Here is an 18,428-nt window from a genome sequence, read left to right as displayed (position 1 = left end):
GGCCATGTTGGTGCGTTGCGGAACGGTCAGGCCGGGACCGACTCCTGCACCCGCTGCCCGACGACCGCGGTGATCCCGTCCTGCCGCATCGACACCCCGTACAGCGCGTCGGCGATCTCCATGGTGCGCTTCTGGTGCGTGATGACGATGAGCTGGCTCGATGCCCGGAGACGTCCGAACACCGTCAGCAGCCGCCCGAGGTTGGCGTCGTCGAGGGCCGCCTCGACCTCGTCCATGATGTAGAACGGGCTCGGCCGGGCGGTGAAGATCGCGACGAGCAGGGCGATCGCGGCCAGGGACCGCTCGCCGCCGGACAGCAGTGTCAGCCGGTCGATCTTCTTGCCGGCGGGCTTCACGGTGACGTCGATGCCCGTGGTGAGCAGGTCCTCGGGGTCGGTGAGGACGATCGAGCCCGAGCCGCCCGGGAACAGGATCGGGAACACCTCGTCGAACGCCGCGCGGGTGTCCTCGAACGCCGCCGCGAAGATCGTCTGCATCTTCTCGTCGAGCTCGGCGATGATCGTCAGCAGGTCGCCGCGGGTCCTCGTGAGGTCCTCGAGCTGCTCGGTCAGGAACCGGTGCCGTTGTTCGAGCGCCTGGAACTCCTCGAGGGCGAGGGGGTTCACCTTCCCGAGCTGCCCGAGGTCGCGTTCGGCGTCCCGCAGTCGGCGCTCCTGCTCGGCGCGGACGTACGGCACCGTCGGGACCCCGGCCAGGTCGATCGGCTGGTCGCCCACGAGCTGGTCGCCCACGAGCTGGTCGCCGACGAGCTGGTCGCCGACCGGCGTGCCGTCGTGGACGGTGTCGATGGCCATGTCGTCCTCCGCTCTGCCCGCGTCGCCGGCGAGCGCGGACGGGTCCGCGGCAGCAGCACGCAGCGCCTCACGGTGTCGACGGGCGAGCACTCGCGGATCGACGAGCACGTCGACGGGCACCGGCACGGCCGGCCCGTACTCCGCCACGAGGATCTCCTCGACGAGACCGAGCTCGCTCCCGGCACGCTCGACGAGCGACGACACGTGGAGCTTCTTCTCGTAGATCTCCATCTCGAGCGAGTGCACGCCGTCCGTCACGGCCTGGAGCCGATCACGCAGCTGCTGCTCCTCGACGCGGACTGCCTGCAGCTCGGTGTTGCGCTTCGTCCGCTCCGACTCCCGCTCCCCCAGCTGGACCCGCGCGGCCGCGACGGACCGGTCGACCGCGTCGAGGACCACCGGCAGGTCGGCGAGCACCCGCTCGGCACGCTCGATCTGCAGACGCCGGACGACCGCGAGGCGCGCCTGTTCCTCGGCCGCCGCGCGCTCGGCGTCGAGTCGTTCGGCGAGCTGGTCCGCTCGTGTCTGCTCGGCGCGGGCTCGCTCCCGGACCGTCTCGACCTGGATCCGCTGCTCGACCTCGGCGTTGCGGGCGCGTTCCAGTTCGGCGAGGAGGTCCCCGCGCGCCGACGCGTCGAGGACCGGCCGCGGTGTCGCGAGGAACGCCGCTCGCTCGCGTTCGGCGGACGCGAAGGCCTCCTCGGCCGTCTCGACACTGCCCGTCGTCTCGTCGAGCGCGGCACGGAGTCGCTCGACCTCGGCCGCCGCGTTCTCGGCGCGGGCCCGCGCGGACGCGGTCGTCCGGTCGTAGTCCGCGCGCGCCGCCGCAGTGCTGCGCAGGACACGGTCGGCCTCCTCCGCCTCGCCCCGTGCGGCGTCCGCGGCGCTCCGCGCGGCCTGGAGGCCCGTGGCCGCGTCCTCCGCGTCCGTCGCGACGGCCTCGCGCCGGCTGGATGCGTCGTCGCGCTCCGCGGCGAGCTCGAGCCGGGAGGTCGACCGACCGACACCCCCCGTCACGAGGGCGAGCCGGACGACGTCCCCGGACACCGTGACGACCGTCGCCTGCGGCGCGGCGGTGAGCAGTGCCTCCAGTCCGGCGGGGTCCGTCCCGGGGTCGGCACCGCGCTCGGTGATGACCGTGTCCGCGAGCAGCGCGGCGATGCCGGCCGGCCCGTCGACGACGTCGAGTGCCCGGCGGAGACCGGACGGGAGGGCGTCCGGGAGCGTCGTCGTCCGCGGCGCGGTGTCGGCGACGACGACGTCGATGCGTCCGAGGTCGTCGTCGCGGGCCGCGGCGACCGCGCCGAGCGCACCGGCGAGGGTCTCGGCGAGCACCGCGTCGGCCAGACCGTCGAGGGCGGCCGCGACGGCGGCCTCGTACCCGGGCTGCACGGTGAGGTGGTCGGCGAGGCGGCCGACGATGCCCGGGCGACCGGCGTCGATGAGCGCCTGCGAGCCGTCGCGCACGTCGAGGGAGAGGGCGAGTGCCGCGACCCTGGCGTCGAGCGCGTCTCGTTCGCGCTCGAGCGTGTGGAGTCGTTCGCGCTCGGCGTCCCGGCTCGCCTGGGCCGCTTCGAGTCGGTGCCGGGCAGCGGTGAGCCGCGCGGTGAGGTCGTCCTCGTCGACCTCGAGCAGCTCGGTGTCGAACCGTGGGTCCGCCGCGATCCCGGCGAGCTGGGCCGCGGCGGTCTCGGCGCGCTGCTCGGCCTCGCGGAGCGCCCGTTCCCGGCGCTCGCGGTCGTTCAAGGCCGCGGTGACCCCGGACCGCGCGACGTCGACGCGGTTGCCGACCCGCGCCGCCTCGAGGTCGTGCTGTGCGACGAGCGCGCTCTGGGCGGCGATCTCCTCGTCGAGCGTGTCGAGGTCGGCACGGGCGCGCGACACCGCCGCCGCCGCCTCGGCCAGAGCACCGTGCCGCTCGTCCGCCACGCCGCCCAGCCGGACGGCCTCGTCGCGCGCGTCCGCCACCATGCTCGCCGTGACGGTCGGACCCTGCGTCGGGGTGTCGGCCTGCTGGGCGAGGAGCAGCAGCCGCTGGTTCGCGAGACTCGACAGTCCGCGGAGGCGCTCCTGCACGCTCTCGAGACCGTGCACGACGGTGCGGGCACGGTCGACGTCGTCGCCGACCATCCGCTGCTCCATGTGCTGCCGGCGGGTCCTGGCCTGCTCGAGCCGCTCCTGGAGGACGATGCGTTCGCTCTTCTGCCCGGTCTCGACGGCCGTGTGCTCGGACAGCTCACGACGGAGCCGGACGACGTCATCGGCGAGGATCCGGGCCTTGGCGTCCCGGGCGACCGCGGCGACGGACTGCGCCTTCCGCGCCACCTCGGCCTGCCGACCGAGGGGCTTGAGCTGTCGTCGGATCTCCCCTGCGAGGTCGGACAGCCGCGTCAGGTTCGCCTGCATCGCGTCGAGCTTGCGGAGCGTCTTGTCCTTCCGGCGGCGGTGCTTGAGGATCCCCGCGGCCTCCTCGATGAAGCCGCGACGGTCCTCCGGGGTCGCGTGCAGGACACGGTCGAGCTGTCCCTGGCCGACGATGACGTGCATCTCACGGCCGAGGCCGGTGTCGCTCAGCAGCTCCTGGACGTCGAGCAGTCGGCAGTTCTCGCCGTTGATCGCGTACTCGCTCCCGCCGTTCCGGAACAGCGTCCGCGAGATCGTCACCTCCGAGTAGTCGATCGGCAGGAGGCCGTCGGTGTTGTCGATCGTCAGGGTGACCTGCGCGCGGCCGAGGGGCCCGCGGGTCGAGGTCCCGGCGAAGATGACGTCCTCCATCTTGCCGCCGCGGAGGGTCTTGGCGCCCTGCTCGCCCATCACCCAGGCGAGGGCGTCCACGACGTTGGACTTGCCGGAGCCGTTCGGGCCGACGATGCAGGTGACGCCGGGCTCGAACGCGAACGTGGTCGGCTGTGCGAAGGACTTGAACCCACGGAGGGTCAGGCTCTTCAGGTACACGGACGGTCCTCCCGCTGCGGCTGGGTTGGCGACAGGGTAGCGCAGGGGCAGTCGCCCGGTCGGTCGCCGCGGCGCGTGGCGGGGCAGGCGGTCCGGGCGTCAGTGCGGCGGGGTGGTCCGCGCGTCAGCGCGGCGGGCGTTGGCAGACCGGGCAGCGGTGGCTCGAGCGGTTCATGAACGACTCCCGGACGATGACCGCTCCGCACCGCGGGCATGGCTTGCCCTGCTGGCCGTACACGGCGAGGCGCTGCGAGAAGAACCCGGACTGGCCGTTCACGTTGACGTACTGGGCGTCGAAACTCGTCCCGCCGTCCTGGAGCGCGCGGGCGAGGACGCCCCGGACCTCGTCGAGCAGGTGCAGCAGGGTGGCGCGCGGCAACCGGTTCGCTGGACGGTCGTGGTGCAGCTTCGCGGCCCAGAGCGACTCGTCGGCGTAGATGTTCCCGATCCCGCTGATGATCCCCTGGTCGAGGAGCACGCGCTTGATCCCGCTGTTCCGCTTGCGGGCGCGTGCGATGAACAGGTCGGCGTCGAAGGCCGGATCGAGCGGGTCCCGAGCGATGTGCGCGACCTGGATCGGGATGCTCCGCCGCCACATCGCGTCCGGCTGCTCGGAGTCGATCGTGCCGGCGCTCCCGGCCGGAGCACCGTCCGCAGTCGGCACCATCCGGTCGATCGCCATCGACCCGAACGTGCGCTGGTCGACGAACTCGAGCTCGACCGGCTGCTCCGGGACTCCGGCGGCGTCGGTCCAGGCCGGCTGGACGTCGAGGACGATGCGGCGGTGGGTCGCTGCGGCACGCCCGCGGCCGAGGAGGATCTGCCCGCTCATGCCGAGGTGGGCGACGAGCGCCTCCGGGCCGGCGCCGACGTCGTCGAGAGGCATCCAGATGAACTTGCCGCGACGGACGGCGGCAGCGATGGTGCGGCCGGTCAGCCGATCGACGAAGTCCTCGGCTGGCCCGTCGTGCCGGGTCAGTGCACGCTCGTCGTCGACGCGGACGGCGATGACCCGGGCACCGCTGACGGCTGGTTCGAGGCCGGCGCGGACGACCTCGACCTCGGGCAGTTCCGGCACGGCTACTCGCCGGCCGACCGTGCGGCGGTGTCCGGCTCTGCGGCCGGGTCCGGTTCCGCGGCGGTGTCCGGCTCCGCGGCCGTCCCCGGTTCCGCGCGACCCGACAGGCGCGTCCAGGCGTCCAGCGCAGCCGCCATCTCGGCGTTCTTCTTGCTCGAGCCGGTCCCGACCGCGATGTCGTCGCCCTGGATGACGACCGTCGCGGAGAACGTCTTGTCGTGGTCCGGGCCCGTCTCGGTCACCCGGTACGCCGGACTCCCGAGGTTCTGGCCGGACGCCAGCTCCTGCAGGCTCGTCTTCGGGTCCATCGCGGCACCGAACCGCTCCGGGTCGATCAGGAGCGGTTGTACGAGTCGGAGCACGAGCGCGGTCGCGGCGTCGGGACCGGCGGACAGGTAGGTCGCACCGATCAGCGCTTCGACCGTGTCCGCGAGGATCGACGACTTGTCGCGCCCCCCGGTGAGTTCCTCACCACGGCCGAGCTTCAGGAACGGGCCGAGCTCGATGATCCGCGCGATCTCGGCGAGCGCGACGGTCGACACGAGGCTCGCGCGTCGCTTCGCCAACTCGCCCTCGTCGACGTCCGGGTAGTCGCGGTAGAGCTTCACCGTCACCGCCTGTCCGAGGATCGAGTCCCCGAGGAACTCGAGACGCTCGTTGTGCGCGATCCCGCCGTGCTCGTACGCGAACGAGCGATGGGTCAGCGCGAGGTCGATGAGCGCCGGTGCGGCGTCGACCTGCAGGACGGCGAGGAGTTCGTCGGCACCGGGCCGCCGGGCGCGCAGACGAGCAGCGCCCGACCCATTCGGGCCGTGGCCCTTGGTGCCGGACGCTGCTGTCACGAGTGCGGACCGATCAGACGTCGGCGACCTTGCGGCCCTTGTACTCCATGTAGAGCGGGGTGCCGGCGCTGTCCTCGACGACCTTGGCGCGGTGCGGCAGGCTGTAGGTGACCGAGCCGTTGCTCTCGACCGTCTTCACCAGGGTCACGGGAGCGGCCTTCCACTGCGAGCGGCGGGCGTGGGTGTTGGCGCGGGACTTCTTGCGCTTCGGAACAGCCATGGTTCATCTCTCTTGTCTGTGCGTGGTTCGTCTGTGCCCGGCGTGCTGCAGTGGTGACGTCCTGGTGGACGTCGGTGCCTGCTGCTCCGGCCGGGCATCGCGGTCGGTGGTCTCGTCAGTTCGTGCGGTCGGTCTCGGAGTCCGTCTGCTCTGCAGCAGCTCGCTCGTCGACGCGGAGTCCGGAGAGCGCGGCCCATCGAGGATCGAGGTCCTCGGGGGCGTCGCGTTCGCCGACATCCGCCAGGCGCTCGCCCGTCACCGGGTCCAGACCTGGACAATCCGGCCGGCAGACCGGCTGGAACGGCAGTGCCAGCACCACCGCGTCTCGGACGACGGGTTCACAATCCACGTGGTCGTCGTGAACCTCGTAATCCGAATCCTCCGAAGCATCATACGTGAACAGCTCGGCGAAATCGACTTCGACAGGCTCGCTGATGTCGATGAGGCACCGGCTGCACTGACCGACGGCCTCGGCCTCGGCCGTGCCGGACACCAGGATGCCCTCGTGCAGGCCTTCGAGCCGGACGTCGAGGTGGAGCGCCGCGCCCTGCGGGACAGCGATGGGTCCGGCTCCGAGGGTCTCCGGGACGATGATGTCGAGAGTGTGCTCACGCATCTCCCCCGGACGGTGTGCGATGTCGCGCACCGGCAGGGTGTAGGGGGTCTTCACGAAATGAGGCACAAGGAGCGAGTCTACCGGCGATCGACTCCGTTCGCCACCGCTGACGCCCACGGGCCGGTGCGCGGGCGCTCGGCAGCCGTCACGGGAGGCACGGGTCAGTCCCGGAACGCCGCCGCCACCACCGCCGGCACGTACGGTGCGACGTCGCCACCGAGCGCCGCCACCTGCCGGATGAGGGAGCTCGACACGTGCGAGTTGGCGGGGTCCGGCACGAGGAACACCGTGTCGACGTCGGCGAGGTCGCGGTTCACGATCGCCATCGGGGTCTCGTACGCGACGTCCTCGCCGGAGCGGACCCCCTTCACGAGGACGGTCGCACCGACCTCGCGGCAGTAGTCGACGAGCAGACCCCTCGTCCACGTGGCGACCAGCACGGTCCCGCCGACGCCCTGCTCCACCAGGGCGGCCTCGATGAGCCGGACGCGTTCGTCGGCCGGGAACCAGGCCGCCGGTTTGTCCGGGTTGTGCACGACGAGGACGTGGACCTCGGCGAAGATGCGGGCGGCTCGGCGGATGACGTCCATGTGGCCGAGGGTCACCGGGTCGAACGAACCGGGGACGACCGCGATCTGAGCCATGCACCGAGCCTAGTTCTTGCCGAGGAACGCGGCGTCGTCATCGTCGAGCCGTCGAGCGAGCGCCGCGGCGAGCGCCGGAGCGCCGTCGAGTCCGGGGTCGCGCTCGAGCACCCGCTCGGCCTCTGCCCGGGCGTCGACGATGACGTCGGCGTCCCGGACGACGCGCAGCAGGGTCAGGGAGGAGCGACCGCCGGACTGCCGCTCACCGAGGACGTCGCCTTCGCGTCGGAGTTCGAGGTCGACGCGGGCGAGTTCGAACCCGTCGTCCGATCCCGCGACCGCCTCGACGCGTTCGCGCGCGGTCGTGTCGTCCGCGGCGGTGGTCACGAGCAGGCACACGCCCCGGTGCCGGCCCCGTCCGATCCGCCCGCGGAGCTGGTGCAGCTGCGACACCCCGAACCGGTCGGCGTCGAGCACCGCCATCATCGACGCGTTCGGGACGTCCACCCCGACCTCGATCACGGTCGTCGCGACGAGGACGTCCACGCGACCGGCCGCGAAGTCGGTCATCGTGCGGTCCTTGTCGTCACCGGACATCCGGCCGTGCAGCACCGCGATCGACCGACCTCGGAGGACCGGCATCGACCGCATGCGCTCGGCGACGGCCAGGACGGTCGCCGGTGGCCGCCGCGGTGGTGCGGCCGGTTCGTCGGCGTCCGGGTCGTGGTCCCGGTCGCCGTCCTCCCGGGAGGTGTCGTCGATCGCCGGACAGACGACGAACGCCTGTCGGCCGGCGGCGAGCTCCTCGGCCATCCGCGTCCAGATCCGGGGCTCCCACCCGGGGTGTTCGGTCAGTCCGACGGTGAACGTCTCGACACCGGCGCGTCCGGACGGGAGGCCCTGGATCGTCGACACGTCGAGGTCGCCGAACACGGTCATCGCGACGGTGCGCGGGATCGGTGTCGCGGTGAGCACGAGGACGTGCGGCGGGACGGCGCCCTTGGTGCGGAGCGACTCGCGCTGCTCGACGCCGAACCGGTGCTGCTCGTCGACCACGACGAGCCCCAGTTCGGCGAAGTCGACCCGGTCGCCGAGGAGCGCATGCGTCCCGACGACGAGCCGGGACCCCCCGGACGCCGCGGCGAGGAGCGCCCGTCGACGCTCGTCCGTGGACTGCGACCCGGTCAGGATCACCGGGCGGAGCTGTGCGGCGAGGTCCGGGCCGAGGAACCCGACGATCGACCGGAGGTGCTGCGCGGCGAGCACCTCGGTCGGGGCGATGAGCGCCGACTGACCGCCGGACTCCGCGACCGTCAGCATCGCCCGGATCGCGACGAGCGTCTTGCCGGACCCGACCTCCCCCTGCACGAGACGGTGCATCGGCCACCGAGCGGCCAGGTCGTCCGCGATCTCGGCGCCGACCGCACGCTGGTCGTCGGTCAGGGTGAACGGCAGGGCGTCGTCGAACCGCCCGAGGACCCCGCCGGGCGACGCCACACGCGGGGTCGACGCCGTCGCGCGCGCTGCGATCCGCCGCTGCACGAGCGCGGTCTGGAGCACGAAGGCCTCGCGGTACTTGAGGGCGTCCTGCGCCTGCTTGACGTCCGCGACCTTCTCCGGGCGGTGCAGCTGCTCGAGCGCCCGGCGGTACGGGACGAGCCCCAGCCGCGCCCGGACACCCGCCGGGATCGGGTCGTCGAGCTGCGGCAGGGTGTCGAGCAGCACGCCGATCGCCTTCGCGATCTGCCACGACGACAGGGTCGACGTCGCCGGGTAGATCGGGATCGGCTGCCGGGACCACCGGAGCGCCTCGTCGGTCCCGGCGTCCGCGGTGGCGCGCGGATCCGCGGCGTCGAACAGTTCGTAGTCCGGGTGCGCGAGCTGCCGCGCCCCGCGGTAGTCGCCCACCTTGCCGGCGAAGATCCCGCGCGCGCCCGGGACGAGGTCGTTCGCCCGCCAGGCCTGGTTGAAGAAGGTCAGCGTCAGGATCCCGTTGCCGTCCCCGATCCGTGCTTCGAGGATGGAGCCGCGCCGCTGCCGCATGGTGCGCTCGCGGACGTCGACGACCTCGGCGACGATGGTGACGGCCTCGCCGATCGCCAACTGGTCGAGTGCCGTGAGGGCCCCGCGTTCAGCGTACCGGCGCGGCGCGTGCTCGAGCAGGTCGCCGACCGTCCGGTACCCGAACGCCTTCTGGAACGCGGTCGCCGTCCGGCCGCCGAGCACACCGGTGAGCGGCGCGTCGAGCGCCGTGCGCGCGTCGAGTTCCGGGGTCGGCGAGGGCGGCACCGCCGCGGCGACACCGGGTTCCGGGACAGGAGGGGTGACCACGGTCCAACGGTACCCGGCCGGACCGACGCGTCCCGGGCCTCCCGACCGACCTGTGGAGGACCCGCACGGGCGACCCGCATGCCGCTACCGTTGCTCTCGTGACACGCATCATCGCCGGCGCGGCCGGCTCGCTGACCCTCCGCGTCCCGAGGTCCGGGACCCGGCCGACGAGCGACCGCGTGCGGGAGGCGCTGTTCTCGTCGCTGCAGTCCCGGGGACTCCTCGACGACGCGGCCGTGCTCGACCTGTACGCCGGGACCGGTGCGCTGGGACTCGAAGCCGCCTCACGCGGCGCCACCGACGTCGTGCTCGTGGACCGGGCCGCACCCGCGGCGGCGGTCTGCAAGGAGAACGCGCGTGCGGTCAAGCAGCGTGTCCGCGGCACCCTCGCGCTCGACGTCCGGGCCCAGTCCGCCCTCGGGTACCTGCGGGACACGGCACGCGTGTTCGACCTCGTCTTCATCGACCCGCCGTACGAGGTCGACGAGGACGAGGTCGTCGAGGTGCTCACGGCGTTGGTGCCGCAGCTCGCCCCGGACGCGATCGTCCTGCTGGAACGGAGCACGCGGTCCCCCGAACCGGCCTGGCCGGACGGTCTCGAAGCCTGGAGCAAGCGGGCGTACGGCGACACCATGGTGTGGGAGGCCAAGCGGGTCTGACCTCGTCCCGGCCGACGGGCCGACGGGTCCGACCTCAGCCCCGCCGGCCGTCCCAGTCCGCGTACGGGTCCCAGCCGGCCGGGTCGACCGGGACGCCGCCACGGCGCACGCCCGGCGTGGCGCCGGGCGCACCGCCGACGTCGACGACCGTGCCGATCCGGCGGAACCCGGACGGGAGGCCCGCGGCGGCCGGGTAGGTCGCGAACAGTGCGTGGTCCTCGCCCCCGTACAGCGCCACGCCGTCGGGGACGACGTCGGGGTCGAGGTCGATGACGACACCGCTCGCACGGGCCAGTCGCGCTGCGTCGATCGCGAGTCCGTCCGAGAGGTCGAGCATCGACGTCGCGCCGGCGACCGCGGCGCGGACACCGGCCTCGATCGGCGGGTGCGGTCGCCGTTGCCGGTCCACCCCGGGGTCGGACCCGCCGGCGCTCGCAGCCAGGAACGCCGCCGTCCGCGCCGCATCCGGCTCGCCGTGTCCGTCCGTCCCGTCCGCGAACAGCCGGGCGAGCCCGGACGCCGCGACCCCGAGTTCGCCGGCCACCGCGACCTGATCGCCGACACGGGCGCCCGAACGGAGCACCGGAGGGCGCCCCTCCAGGTCGCCGAACGCCGTCACCGCGACCGTGAAGGTCGCGGACGTCGACAGGTCCCCGCCGACGACACCGCACCCGGGTGCGAGGGCCGCACACGCCGCGGCGAGTCCGTCCGCGAACCCCTCGAGCACGGCGACCGGGGTGTCGGGAGGCACCGCGAGCGCGACGACGAGGGACGTCGGTCTGGCGCCCATCGCCGCGACGTCGGACAGGTTCGTCGCAGCGGACTTCCACCCGACGTCCTCCGGGCTCGACCAGGCCCAGCGGAAGTCCGGACCGTGGACCATCATGTCCGTCGTGACGACGAACCGGCCGTCGGGTGCAGCGAGGACGGCGCAGTCGTCCCCGGGGCCGAGCTCGGCGGCAGCAGCACCCGGGAGTCGGCGCACGATCCGGTCGAGCACGCCGAGCTCGCCGACCGACGCGACGGTGTCCGGGTCCTGGCGCGCGTGTTCGTGCTCGTGGGTCACACCGGAACGCTAGCGCGCGTCCGCCCCGGTATCCTGGCGGTGATGCTCTCCCTGCGCCGCCCCTCCAGGCTCGTCGTGGCGTTCGGCGCCGGGACCGCCCTCCTCGCCGGGCTCGCCGGGTGCACGAACGCGGTCTCGATGACCGCCGCGCCCTCCGCGAACGCCGCCGCGTGCGCCGCCGTCCAGGTCCGCCTGCCGGACACGGTCGACACGAAGTTCGGGATGCGCGCGACGAACGCCCAGTCGACGGCCGCGTGGGGCACCCCGTCGGCGGTGCTCCTGCACTGCGGTGTGGCGGTCCCGACCGTGTCGGACCTCCCGTGCTTCTCCAAGGGCAGCGTCGACTGGATCCGCGACGCGTCCACCCCCGACCGGATCACCTACACGACCTTCGGTCGGACCCCCGCGGTGCAGGTGACGATCGACTCGTCGAAGGCGACCGACCAGGTGCTGCAGGACGTCGAGGACGCCGTGTCGACGCTGCCGAAGGACGGCAAGCGCTGCCTGGACCCGTCCGAGGTCCGGAACTGACCGCTTGACCGAGCGCCGACGGGTCAGCGGACGGCGGCGACCCCGAGGTCGATCAGCTCGGCGACGAGTTCCGGGTACGACAGCCCGGACGCGGCCCAGCACCGCGGGTACATCGAGAACGGGGTGAACCCGGGCATCGTGTTGACCTCGTTGACGACGAAGCCGTCGTCCGTCAGGAAGCAGTCGACGCGAGCGAGCCCCGACCCGCCGATCGCCTCGAACGCCCGCGCCGCGATCGACCGGATGACCGCCGTGTCGTCCTCGGAGATCGGAGCGGGGGTGCGGAGCTGCTCGTCGCCGCCCAGGTACTTCGCCGCGAAGTCGTAGAAGCCGTCCTCGGCGACGACGATCTCACCGGGCAGGCTCGTGCGCGGCGTGCCGTCGCGACCCTCGAGCACCGCGACCTCGATCTCGCGGCCGATGATCCGCGGCTCGACGATGACCTTGCTGTCGTGCTCGAACGCCAGGTGCATGGCCGCGGCGAGCTCGGCGGGCCCGTCGACGCGGGAGACGCCCATGCTCGAACCGGCACGCGCCGGCTTGACGAAGAGCGGCCACCCGTGGGCAGCGACGGTCTCCGCGACGCCGAGCTCGTCCGCGACCCACTCACGGCGGAGCACCGTCGTCCACGGCGCGACACGGAGGCCGGCGTGCTCGAGGACGGCCTTCGACACGTGCTTGTCCATCGCGAGGGCGCTCGCGAGGACGCCGTCGCCGACGTAGGGCAGACCCGAGAGCTCGAGCATGCCCTGGACGGTGCCGTCCTCGCCGAACGGTCCGTGCAGGATCGGGAAGACGACGTCGATCTCGATGCGCTCCGTGGCGCCGTCCGCATGCACCACGGTGAGCGCTCGGTCCGTGACGGAGTCGGGGAACCGGACGCGCGAGCCGTTGTCGACGACGCTCGGCAGGTCCTGTCCGCGGAGCGCCCACGCGTCGGGGTCGTCCTCCTGCAGGGTCAGCGCGCCGTCGCGGGTGATGCCGACCGGGACCACCCGGTACCGTGTCCGGTCCACGACGGCCATGATGCCGCCGGCCGTCACGCAACTGATCTCGTGCTCGCTGGAACGTCCGCCGAAGAGGACGACGAGGGTCTGGTCTGCGGTCACGTCTACTCGCCCTGCGGTTCGTCGGTCTCGGTGAGGTGAGGAGCGATGTTCCTCGGGTCGAGCGTACCGGCGAGCACCTCGGCGACCTGACTGACGATCGGCATGTCGACCCCGTGGGTGCGCGCCAGTTCGAGGATCGGGGCCACGGACGCGAGCCCCTCGGCGGTCTGGTTCATCTGCCGGACGACCTCGTCGAACCGGTACCCCTGCCCGAGCAGCCGGCCGGCCGTGTTGTTGCGCGACAGCGGCGACTGGCACGTCGCGATGAGGTCGCCGAGGCCCGCGAGCCCGGACAGCGTCTCCGCCTTCGCACCGAACGCGACCGCGAACCCGGTCATCTCGGCGAGCCCGCGGGTGATGATCGAGGCCTTCGTGTTCTCGCCGTAGCCGACGCCGTCGACGATGCCGATCGCCACCGCGATGAGGTTCTTCAGCACGCCGCCGAACTCCGTGCCGATGACGTCGGTGTTGATGAACGACCGGAAGTACGGGTTCGTCGCGGTGGCGGCGACGAGCGACGCCGTCTCGACGCTCGTCGAGGACACCACGGCGGCCGTCGGCTGACGCCGAGCGATCTCGAGGGCCAGGTTCGGACCGGACGCGACCGCGATCCGGTCGTCGTCGATCTCGAGCCCCTCGTGCAGGACCTCGCTCATCCGGAGCCCGGTCGCCTTCTCGACGCCCTTCATGAGGCTCACGACCGGGATGCCGTCCGGCAGCAGGTCCCTGATCTCACCCAGGTTCGCGCGGAGGCTCTGCGACGGCACCGAGACGTAGACCTGCTCGGCGCCGTCGAGGACGCGCGCGAGCCGGGTGTCGGCCCGGAGTGTCCGGGGCAGGTTGATCCCGGGCAGGTAGTCCGAGTTCCGCTTGCTCTCGGTGATCTCGCGGGCGACTTCGGGCCGACGTGCCCAGAGCACGACCTCGGCACCACCCTCGGCGAGGACCTTGGCGAACGTCGTGCCCCAGCTGCCGGCGCCGATCACCGCGACGCGTCGGGTCTCCGCACGGCGCAGGACGACGTTGATCGCGGCGGTGTCGACCGCGCCCCGGCCGAGCGACGCCGGATCGGGCGTGCCGCTCGGCTCACTCAAAGCGTCCGGTCTCCTTCTGGTTGTTCGCCGCCGGGTCCCAGCGGGTCGCCGGAGCCTGCTCGCCGCGGAGCTGTTCGACGAGGGCGGTGATCGCCGTCATCAGCTCGTCGGTCGCCCGGAGGAGCATCTGCTGGTCGATCGGCCGGCCCCGGTACGCCGAGAGGTCGAGCGGCTCGCCGATCACGACGTCGACACGGGTCTTCGGGAACAGCTTCAGCCGCTTGCCGTAGCGGGGCATGATCCCCTGCGTGCCCCAGTGCGCCATCGGGATGAGCGGCACGTCGCTCTCGAGCGCCATCCGCACCGCACCGGTCTTGCCGCGCATCGGCCACATGTCCGGGTCCCGGGTCAGCGTGCCCTCCGCGTAGACGATCAGGCCGCCGCCGCCCTCGATGAGCGAGCTCCCCGAGCCGAGCGGGTCGCTGCCGCGCGTCCGCCCCGAGCGCTCCACGGGGATGTTCCCCATGCCGCGCATGAAGTACCCGATCACGGGGTTGCGGAACAGCGACGCCTTGGCGAGGTACTGCGGGAGCCGGCGGTGCAGCCACACCACGGTCCCCACGACCAGCGGGTCGATGTTGGTGTAGTGGTTCGGAGCGACGATGAACGGCCCGGTCGCGGGCAACCGCCGGGGGCCGTGCCACCGGAAGTCGGCGGCGAACCGGATCGTCGGGATGATGATCGACGCGACGACCTTGAAGGCCGAGTTCAGCGTGCTGATCCGCAGCTTGCGCTCGGGCGTCGGCAGGCCACGGGTGATCTCCATGCCGGCGGCGTCACGCTCGCCGCCGGCACGGGTGCCGTTCCGTCCCACGTCAGCCGGCGAAGTCGAAGTCCGCGCCGAGCTTCCGGAGCTTCGGGATGAAGTGCTCGTAGCCGCGGCTGATGATGCCGACGTTGGTGATGTGCGACTCGCCGTCCGCGGTGAGTGCGGCGATGAGGTGGCTGAACCCGCCTCGGAGGTCCGGGACCCGGACGTTCGCGCCGTGGAGCTTGGTCGGGCCGGTCACCACCGCGGCCTGCTCGAACGGGCGACGCGCGACGCGGCGGTCGTGCCCGGGGAGGCCGTCCTTGTGCACGACGATGTCCGCACCCATCTCGTTGAGCGCGTCGGTGAACCCGAACCGGTTCTCGTAGACCGTCTCGTGCACGACGCTCCGGCCCTCGGCCTGCGTGAGGGCGACGACGAGCGGCTGCTGCCAGTCCGTCATGAACCCGGGGTGCACGTCGGTCTCGATGACGACGGGCTTCAGGACGTCGACCTCGCGGTAGAACCGGATGCCGTCCTCCTGGATGTCGAACCCGCCGCCGACCTTCCGGAAGACGTTGAGGAAGGTCATCAGGTCTTCCTGCTTCGCGCCCTCGACGAAGATGTCACCGTTCGTGGCGAGCGCCGCGGCGGCCCAGCTGGCGGCTTCGTTGCGGTCGTTGATCGCCCGGTGCGTGTACCCGCGGAGCTTCTCGACGCCCTCGATGAAGATGACGCGGTTCGGCTCGACGGACACGATGGCGCCCATCTTCTGCAGGATCGCGATGAGGTCCATGATCTCGGGTTCGATCGCGGCGTTCCGGAGCTCGGTGACCCCGGTCGCGAGGACGGCGCTCAGCAGGACCTGCTCGGTCGCCCCGACGCTCGGGTACGGCAGCTCGATGTTCGCGCCCTTGAGACCGTCCGGTGCCGTCAGGTGGATGCCGGCGGTCTGCTTGTCGACGATGGCGCCCATCGCCCGGAGGGCGTCGAGGTGGAAGTCGATCGGCCGGTCGCCGATGCGGCAACCACCGAGGTCGGGGATGAACGCCTCGCCGAGCTTGTGGAGCAGCGGGCCGCAGAACAGGATCGGGATGCGGCTCGACCCGGCGTGCGCGTCGATCTCCGCGAAGTGGGCGCTCTCGACGTTCGACGGGTCGAGGATGAGCTCGCCGCGGGCGGGGTCGGTGATCCGCACACCGTGCACCTCGAGCAGCCCACGGACGACCTTGACGTCGGAGATGTCCGGGACGTCCTTGAGGATCGACGGGGTGTCGCCGAGCAGTGCCGCGACCATCGCCTTCGTCGCGAGGTTCTTGGCCCCGCGCACCTCGATGCGTCCGACGAGCGGCTTGCCGCCCCGGATGACGATCTCGTCCGACTTGAGTCCCACACGGGCTCCGGCCGCCGCTGCGTCCTGTACGAGAGAGTTCACTTACCTCACCGGCAATGTCTCGGGCCGCCACGAAGCGCGGCGGGATTCGAACTCCGTGATCGACGTTTCGTCACGGAGGGTGAGCCCGATGTCGTCGAGCCCTTCCATCAACCGCCACCGAGTGTAAGCGTCGATCTCGAACGCCACGTCCACATCCCCGATCGACACGCGCTGCTCCGCGAGGTCGACGGTCGCCTCGATCCCCGGGCGGGCGGCGATCTCGGCCCAGATGCGCTCGACGTCCGACTCCGGCACTATCGCCGTGACGAGACCCTGCTTGCCCGCGTTCCCGCGGAAGATGTCGGCGAACCGCGACGAGATCACCACGCCGAACCCGAAGTCGCGGAGCGCCCAGACGGCGTGTTCGCGGCTCGACCCGGTCCCGAAGTCCGGTCCCGCGACGAGCACCCTCGCGCCGGCGAACTCCGGGCGGTTCAGCACGAAGTCGGGGTCCTGGCGCCACGCGGCGAAGAGGGCGTCCTCGAAGCCGGTCTTCGTGACCCGCTTCAGGTACACGGCGGGGATGATCTGGTCGGTGTCGACGTTGGCGCGCTGCAGCGGTGCGGCGATGCCGGTGACGGTGGTGATCGAGTCCATCAGTGCTCCTCCTCGGGCTGCGCGATGCCGGCCTGCGCGTCGTCGACCGTGGTCCGTCCGGCCGGCGCCGCGGCACCGAGGGACGCCGCGGCACCGAGCGACGCGGCGGCACCGTCGACGGCGTGTCGGGCATCGTCCTCCTCGATGTCCCAGGGGCTCGACAGGGTCCCGCGGACGGCCGTCGCGGCGGCGACGAGCGGCGACACGAGGTGCGTCCGCCCGCCCTTGCCCTGCCGCCCCTCGAAGTTGCGGTTCGACGTCGATGCGCACCGCTCCCCCGGCGCGAGCTGGTCGGGGTTCATGCCGAGACACATCGAGCACCCGGCGAACCGCCACTCCGCGCCGAAGTCGGTCATCACCTTGTCGAGCCCCTCGGCCTCGGCCTCGAGCCGGACCCGTGCGGATCCCGGGACGACCATGACCCGCACGCCGGGGGCCTTGGTCCGACCGCGGATGATCGACGCGAAGGCCCGGAGGTCCTCGATCCGGGAGTTCGTGCAGGACCCCATGAACACCGCGTCGACCGCGATGTCCTTCATCGGGGTGCCGGCGACGAGGTCCATGTACTCGAGCGCGCGTTCGGCGCCGGCCGCGGCGTTCGGGTCCGCGAAGTCCTCGGGCGACGGCACGGTCTCGGACAGCGACACGCCCTGCCCGGGGTTGGTCCCCCAGGTGACGAACGGCTCGAGCTCGTCCGCGTCGAGGTACACCTCGGCGTCGAACACCGCGTCGTCGTCGGTCGCGAGGGTGTCCCAGTAGGCGACGGCCTCGTCCCAGTCGGCGCCGACCGGGGCGTGCGGTCGGCCCTCGAGGTAGTCGTAGGTGGTCTGGTCGGGCGCGACCATGCCCGCCCGGGCCCCGGCCTCGATCGACATGTTGCAGATCGTCATCCGGCCCTCCATCGACAGTGACCGGATCGCACTGCCGCGGTACTCCAGGACGTAGCCCTGTCCGCCGCCGGTGCCGATCTTCGCGATGACCGCGAGGATGATGTCCTTCGCCGTGACGCCGGGCCGCAGGGTGCCCTCGACCGTGACGGCCATGGTCCGGAACGGCTTCAGCGGGAGCGTCTGCGTCGCGAGGACGTGCTCGACCTCGCTCGTGCCGATCCCGAACGCCATCGCACCGAACGCGCCGTGGGTGGAGGTGTGCGAGTCGCCGCAGACGACCGTGATGCCCGGCATGGTCAGCCCGAGCTGCGGACCGACGACGTGCACGATGCCCTGCTCGGCGTCGCCCAGGGAGTGCAGGCGCACCCCGAACTCGGCGCAGTTGCGGCGGAGGGTCTCGATCTGGATCCGGCTGGTCGGGTCGGCGATCGGCCGGTCGATCGCGAGCGTCGGCGTGTTGTGGTCCTCGGTCGCGATCGTCAGGTCGAGGCGACGCACCGGACGGCCGGCCTGCCGGAGGCCGTCGAAGGCCTGCGGGCTCGTGACCTCGTGCACGAGGTGGAGGTCGATGTAGAGGAGGTCCGGGTTCCCGTCCTCGCCCTTGACCACGACGTGATCGTCCCACACCTTCTCGGCGAGTGTCCTGCCCATGACCTCGTCCTCGCTCTCCTCGTTCGTCGGCCGGGACGGCCGGTGTCTCCCGCGCGACACCGCGACGTCGCCGGGTCCCGCACCCTGACGAAGCCCGTCGGGTCCAGGAAGTCTACGCCCGGAACGGCTTGGTATACCAACGCGACCGGCGGGCGGACGGGAGGCACGGGTCGGCGCCGCCCCGCGCCTCCCGTCCGTCACCCGGAA

At 72.2% G+C, this 18,428-nt stretch carries 16 protein-coding genes; 2 read left to right on the top strand and 14 right to left on the bottom strand.

Annotated features, from left to right (window positions below; all coding sequences use genetic code 11):
- Nucleotides 1-26 precede the first annotated feature (26 nt).
- The 7 genes from ACO0E0_RS10230 to ACO0E0_RS10200 all read right to left on the bottom strand — a co-directional run bounded on the left by ACO0E0_RS10230 (nucleotide 27) and on the right by ACO0E0_RS10200 (nucleotide 9,399).
- Complete coding sequence (locus ACO0E0_RS10230; RefSeq protein WP_422871315.1) at nucleotides 27-3,770, bottom strand: chromosome segregation SMC family protein; 3,744 nt, start codon at nucleotides 3,768-3,770, stop codon at nucleotides 27-29.
- Nucleotides 3,771-3,894: 124 nt separating this feature from the next.
- The gene (mutM, locus tag ACO0E0_RS10225; RefSeq protein ID WP_422871314.1) at nucleotides 3,895-4,848 is read right to left on the bottom strand and encodes a bifunctional DNA-formamidopyrimidine glycosylase/DNA-(apurinic or apyrimidinic site) lyase; all 954 of its coding nucleotides are present in this window, start codon (nucleotides 4,846-4,848) and stop codon (nucleotides 3,895-3,897) included.
- Nucleotides 4,849-4,850: 2 nt separating this feature from the next.
- Nucleotides 4,851-5,633: a ribonuclease III gene (gene rnc / locus ACO0E0_RS10220; protein ID WP_422871605.1), complete on the bottom strand. Its 783-nt coding sequence runs from the start codon at nucleotides 5,631-5,633 to the stop codon at nucleotides 4,851-4,853.
- 70 nt (nucleotides 5,634-5,703) lie between these two features.
- Nucleotides 5,704-5,910 (bottom strand): 50S ribosomal protein L32, encoded by a 207-nt coding sequence (gene rpmF, locus ACO0E0_RS10215; protein WP_422871313.1) that lies wholly within the window; start codon nucleotides 5,908-5,910, stop codon nucleotides 5,704-5,706.
- Nucleotides 5,911-6,025: 115 nt separating this feature from the next.
- Nucleotides 6,026-6,643 carry a YceD family protein gene (locus ACO0E0_RS10210; protein ID WP_422871312.1) on the bottom strand — a complete coding sequence of 206 codons (618 nt, stop codon included), beginning with the start codon at nucleotides 6,641-6,643 and terminating at the stop codon, nucleotides 6,026-6,028.
- Nucleotides 6,644-6,687: 44 nt separating this feature from the next.
- Nucleotides 6,688-7,170 (bottom strand): pantetheine-phosphate adenylyltransferase, encoded by a 483-nt coding sequence (gene coaD / locus ACO0E0_RS10205; protein ID WP_422871311.1) that lies wholly within the window; start codon nucleotides 7,168-7,170, stop codon nucleotides 6,688-6,690.
- Nucleotides 7,171-7,179: 9 nt separating this feature from the next.
- Nucleotides 7,180-9,399, bottom strand: coding sequence for an ATP-dependent DNA helicase RecG (locus ACO0E0_RS10200; protein WP_422871604.1), 2,220 nt, complete (start codon nucleotides 9,397-9,399; stop codon nucleotides 7,180-7,182).
- Between the two features lie 140 nt (nucleotides 9,400-9,539).
- Between ACO0E0_RS10200 and rsmD the strand changes: the two genes are divergently transcribed.
- Complete coding sequence (gene rsmD, locus ACO0E0_RS10195) at nucleotides 9,540-10,100, top strand: 16S rRNA (guanine(966)-N(2))-methyltransferase RsmD (RefSeq protein ID WP_422871310.1); 561 nt, start codon at nucleotides 9,540-9,542, stop codon at nucleotides 10,098-10,100.
- A gap of 34 nt (nucleotides 10,101-10,134) precedes the next feature.
- Here rsmD and thiL read toward each other — a convergent pair whose 3' ends face one another.
- A complete protein-coding gene (gene thiL, locus ACO0E0_RS10190; RefSeq protein WP_422871309.1) occupies nucleotides 10,135-11,166 on the bottom strand; it encodes a thiamine-phosphate kinase in 1,032 nt (343 codons plus the stop codon).
- A gap of 42 nt (nucleotides 11,167-11,208) precedes the next feature.
- Between thiL and ACO0E0_RS10185 the strand changes: the two genes are divergently transcribed.
- Nucleotides 11,209-11,697, top strand: a complete 489-nt coding sequence (locus ACO0E0_RS10185; protein WP_422871308.1) for a DUF3515 family protein — start codon at nucleotides 11,209-11,211, stop codon at nucleotides 11,695-11,697.
- 23 nt (nucleotides 11,698-11,720) lie between these two features.
- Here the strand turns inward: ACO0E0_RS10185 and ACO0E0_RS10180 are convergent, their stop codons facing one another.
- The 6 genes from ACO0E0_RS10180 to leuC are packed head-to-tail and all read right to left on the bottom strand — an operon-like array spanning nucleotide 11,721 to nucleotide 18,221.
- Nucleotides 11,721-12,806: a D-alanine--D-alanine ligase family protein gene (locus tag ACO0E0_RS10180; protein WP_422871307.1), complete on the bottom strand. Its 1,086-nt coding sequence runs from the start codon at nucleotides 12,804-12,806 to the stop codon at nucleotides 11,721-11,723.
- A 2-nt stretch (nucleotides 12,807-12,808) separates the two neighbouring features.
- The gene (locus ACO0E0_RS10175) at nucleotides 12,809-13,900 is read right to left on the bottom strand and encodes an NAD(P)H-dependent glycerol-3-phosphate dehydrogenase (RefSeq protein WP_422871306.1); all 1,092 of its coding nucleotides are present in this window, start codon (nucleotides 13,898-13,900) and stop codon (nucleotides 12,809-12,811) included.
- Nucleotides 13,893-14,666: a lysophospholipid acyltransferase family protein gene (locus ACO0E0_RS10170; protein ID WP_422871305.1), complete on the bottom strand. Its 774-nt coding sequence runs from the start codon at nucleotides 14,664-14,666 to the stop codon at nucleotides 13,893-13,895. The genes ACO0E0_RS10175 and ACO0E0_RS10170 overlap by 8 nt, the downstream gene beginning before the upstream one ends.
- A gap of 49 nt (nucleotides 14,667-14,715) precedes the next feature.
- Nucleotides 14,716-16,083, bottom strand: coding sequence for a UDP-N-acetylglucosamine 1-carboxyvinyltransferase (gene murA, locus ACO0E0_RS10165; protein WP_422871304.1), 1,368 nt, complete (start codon nucleotides 16,081-16,083; stop codon nucleotides 14,716-14,718).
- Nucleotides 16,084-16,680: a 3-isopropylmalate dehydratase small subunit gene (gene leuD, locus ACO0E0_RS10160; protein WP_422871303.1), complete on the bottom strand. Its 597-nt coding sequence runs from the start codon at nucleotides 16,678-16,680 to the stop codon at nucleotides 16,084-16,086.
- The gene (leuC, locus tag ACO0E0_RS10155) at nucleotides 16,680-18,221 is read right to left on the bottom strand and encodes a 3-isopropylmalate dehydratase large subunit (protein ID WP_422871302.1); all 1,542 of its coding nucleotides are present in this window, start codon (nucleotides 18,219-18,221) and stop codon (nucleotides 16,680-16,682) included. The genes leuD and leuC overlap by 1 nt, the downstream gene beginning before the upstream one ends.
- Between the last annotated feature and the right edge of the window lie 207 nt (nucleotides 18,222-18,428).

This window comes from Curtobacterium phyllosphaerae (genome assembly GCF_049341865.1).
Taxonomy (GTDB): domain Bacteria; phylum Actinomycetota; class Actinomycetes; order Actinomycetales; family Microbacteriaceae; genus Curtobacterium; species Curtobacterium phyllosphaerae.
The sequence above is the reverse complement of the archived record's forward strand: the minus strand, read 5'-3'. Positions and strand labels throughout refer to the sequence as shown.

What these genes read in the sequence shown, in the direction of transcription:
- rpmF (WP_422871313.1), bottom strand. Translation starts at nt 5,910, where the DNA reads ATGGCTGTTCCGAAGCGCAAGAAGTCCCGCGCCAACACCCACGCCCGC.
- coaD (WP_422871311.1), bottom strand. Translation starts at nt 7,170, where the DNA reads ATGGCTCAGATCGCGGTCGTCCCCGGTTCGTTCGACCCGGTGACCCTC.
- ACO0E0_RS10185 (WP_422871308.1), top strand. Translation starts at nt 11,209, where the DNA reads ATGCTCTCCCTGCGCCGCCCCTCCAGGCTCGTCGTGGCGTTCGGCGCC.
- ACO0E0_RS10170 (WP_422871305.1), bottom strand. Translation starts at nt 14,666, where the DNA reads ATGGAGATCACCCGTGGCCTGCCGACGCCCGAGCGCAAGCTGCGGATC.
- leuD (WP_422871303.1), bottom strand. Translation starts at nt 16,680, where the DNA reads ATGGACTCGATCACCACCGTCACCGGCATCGCCGCACCGCTGCAGCGC.
- leuC (WP_422871302.1), bottom strand. Translation starts at nt 18,221, where the DNA reads ATGGGCAGGACACTCGCCGAGAAGGTGTGGGACGATCACGTCGTGGTC.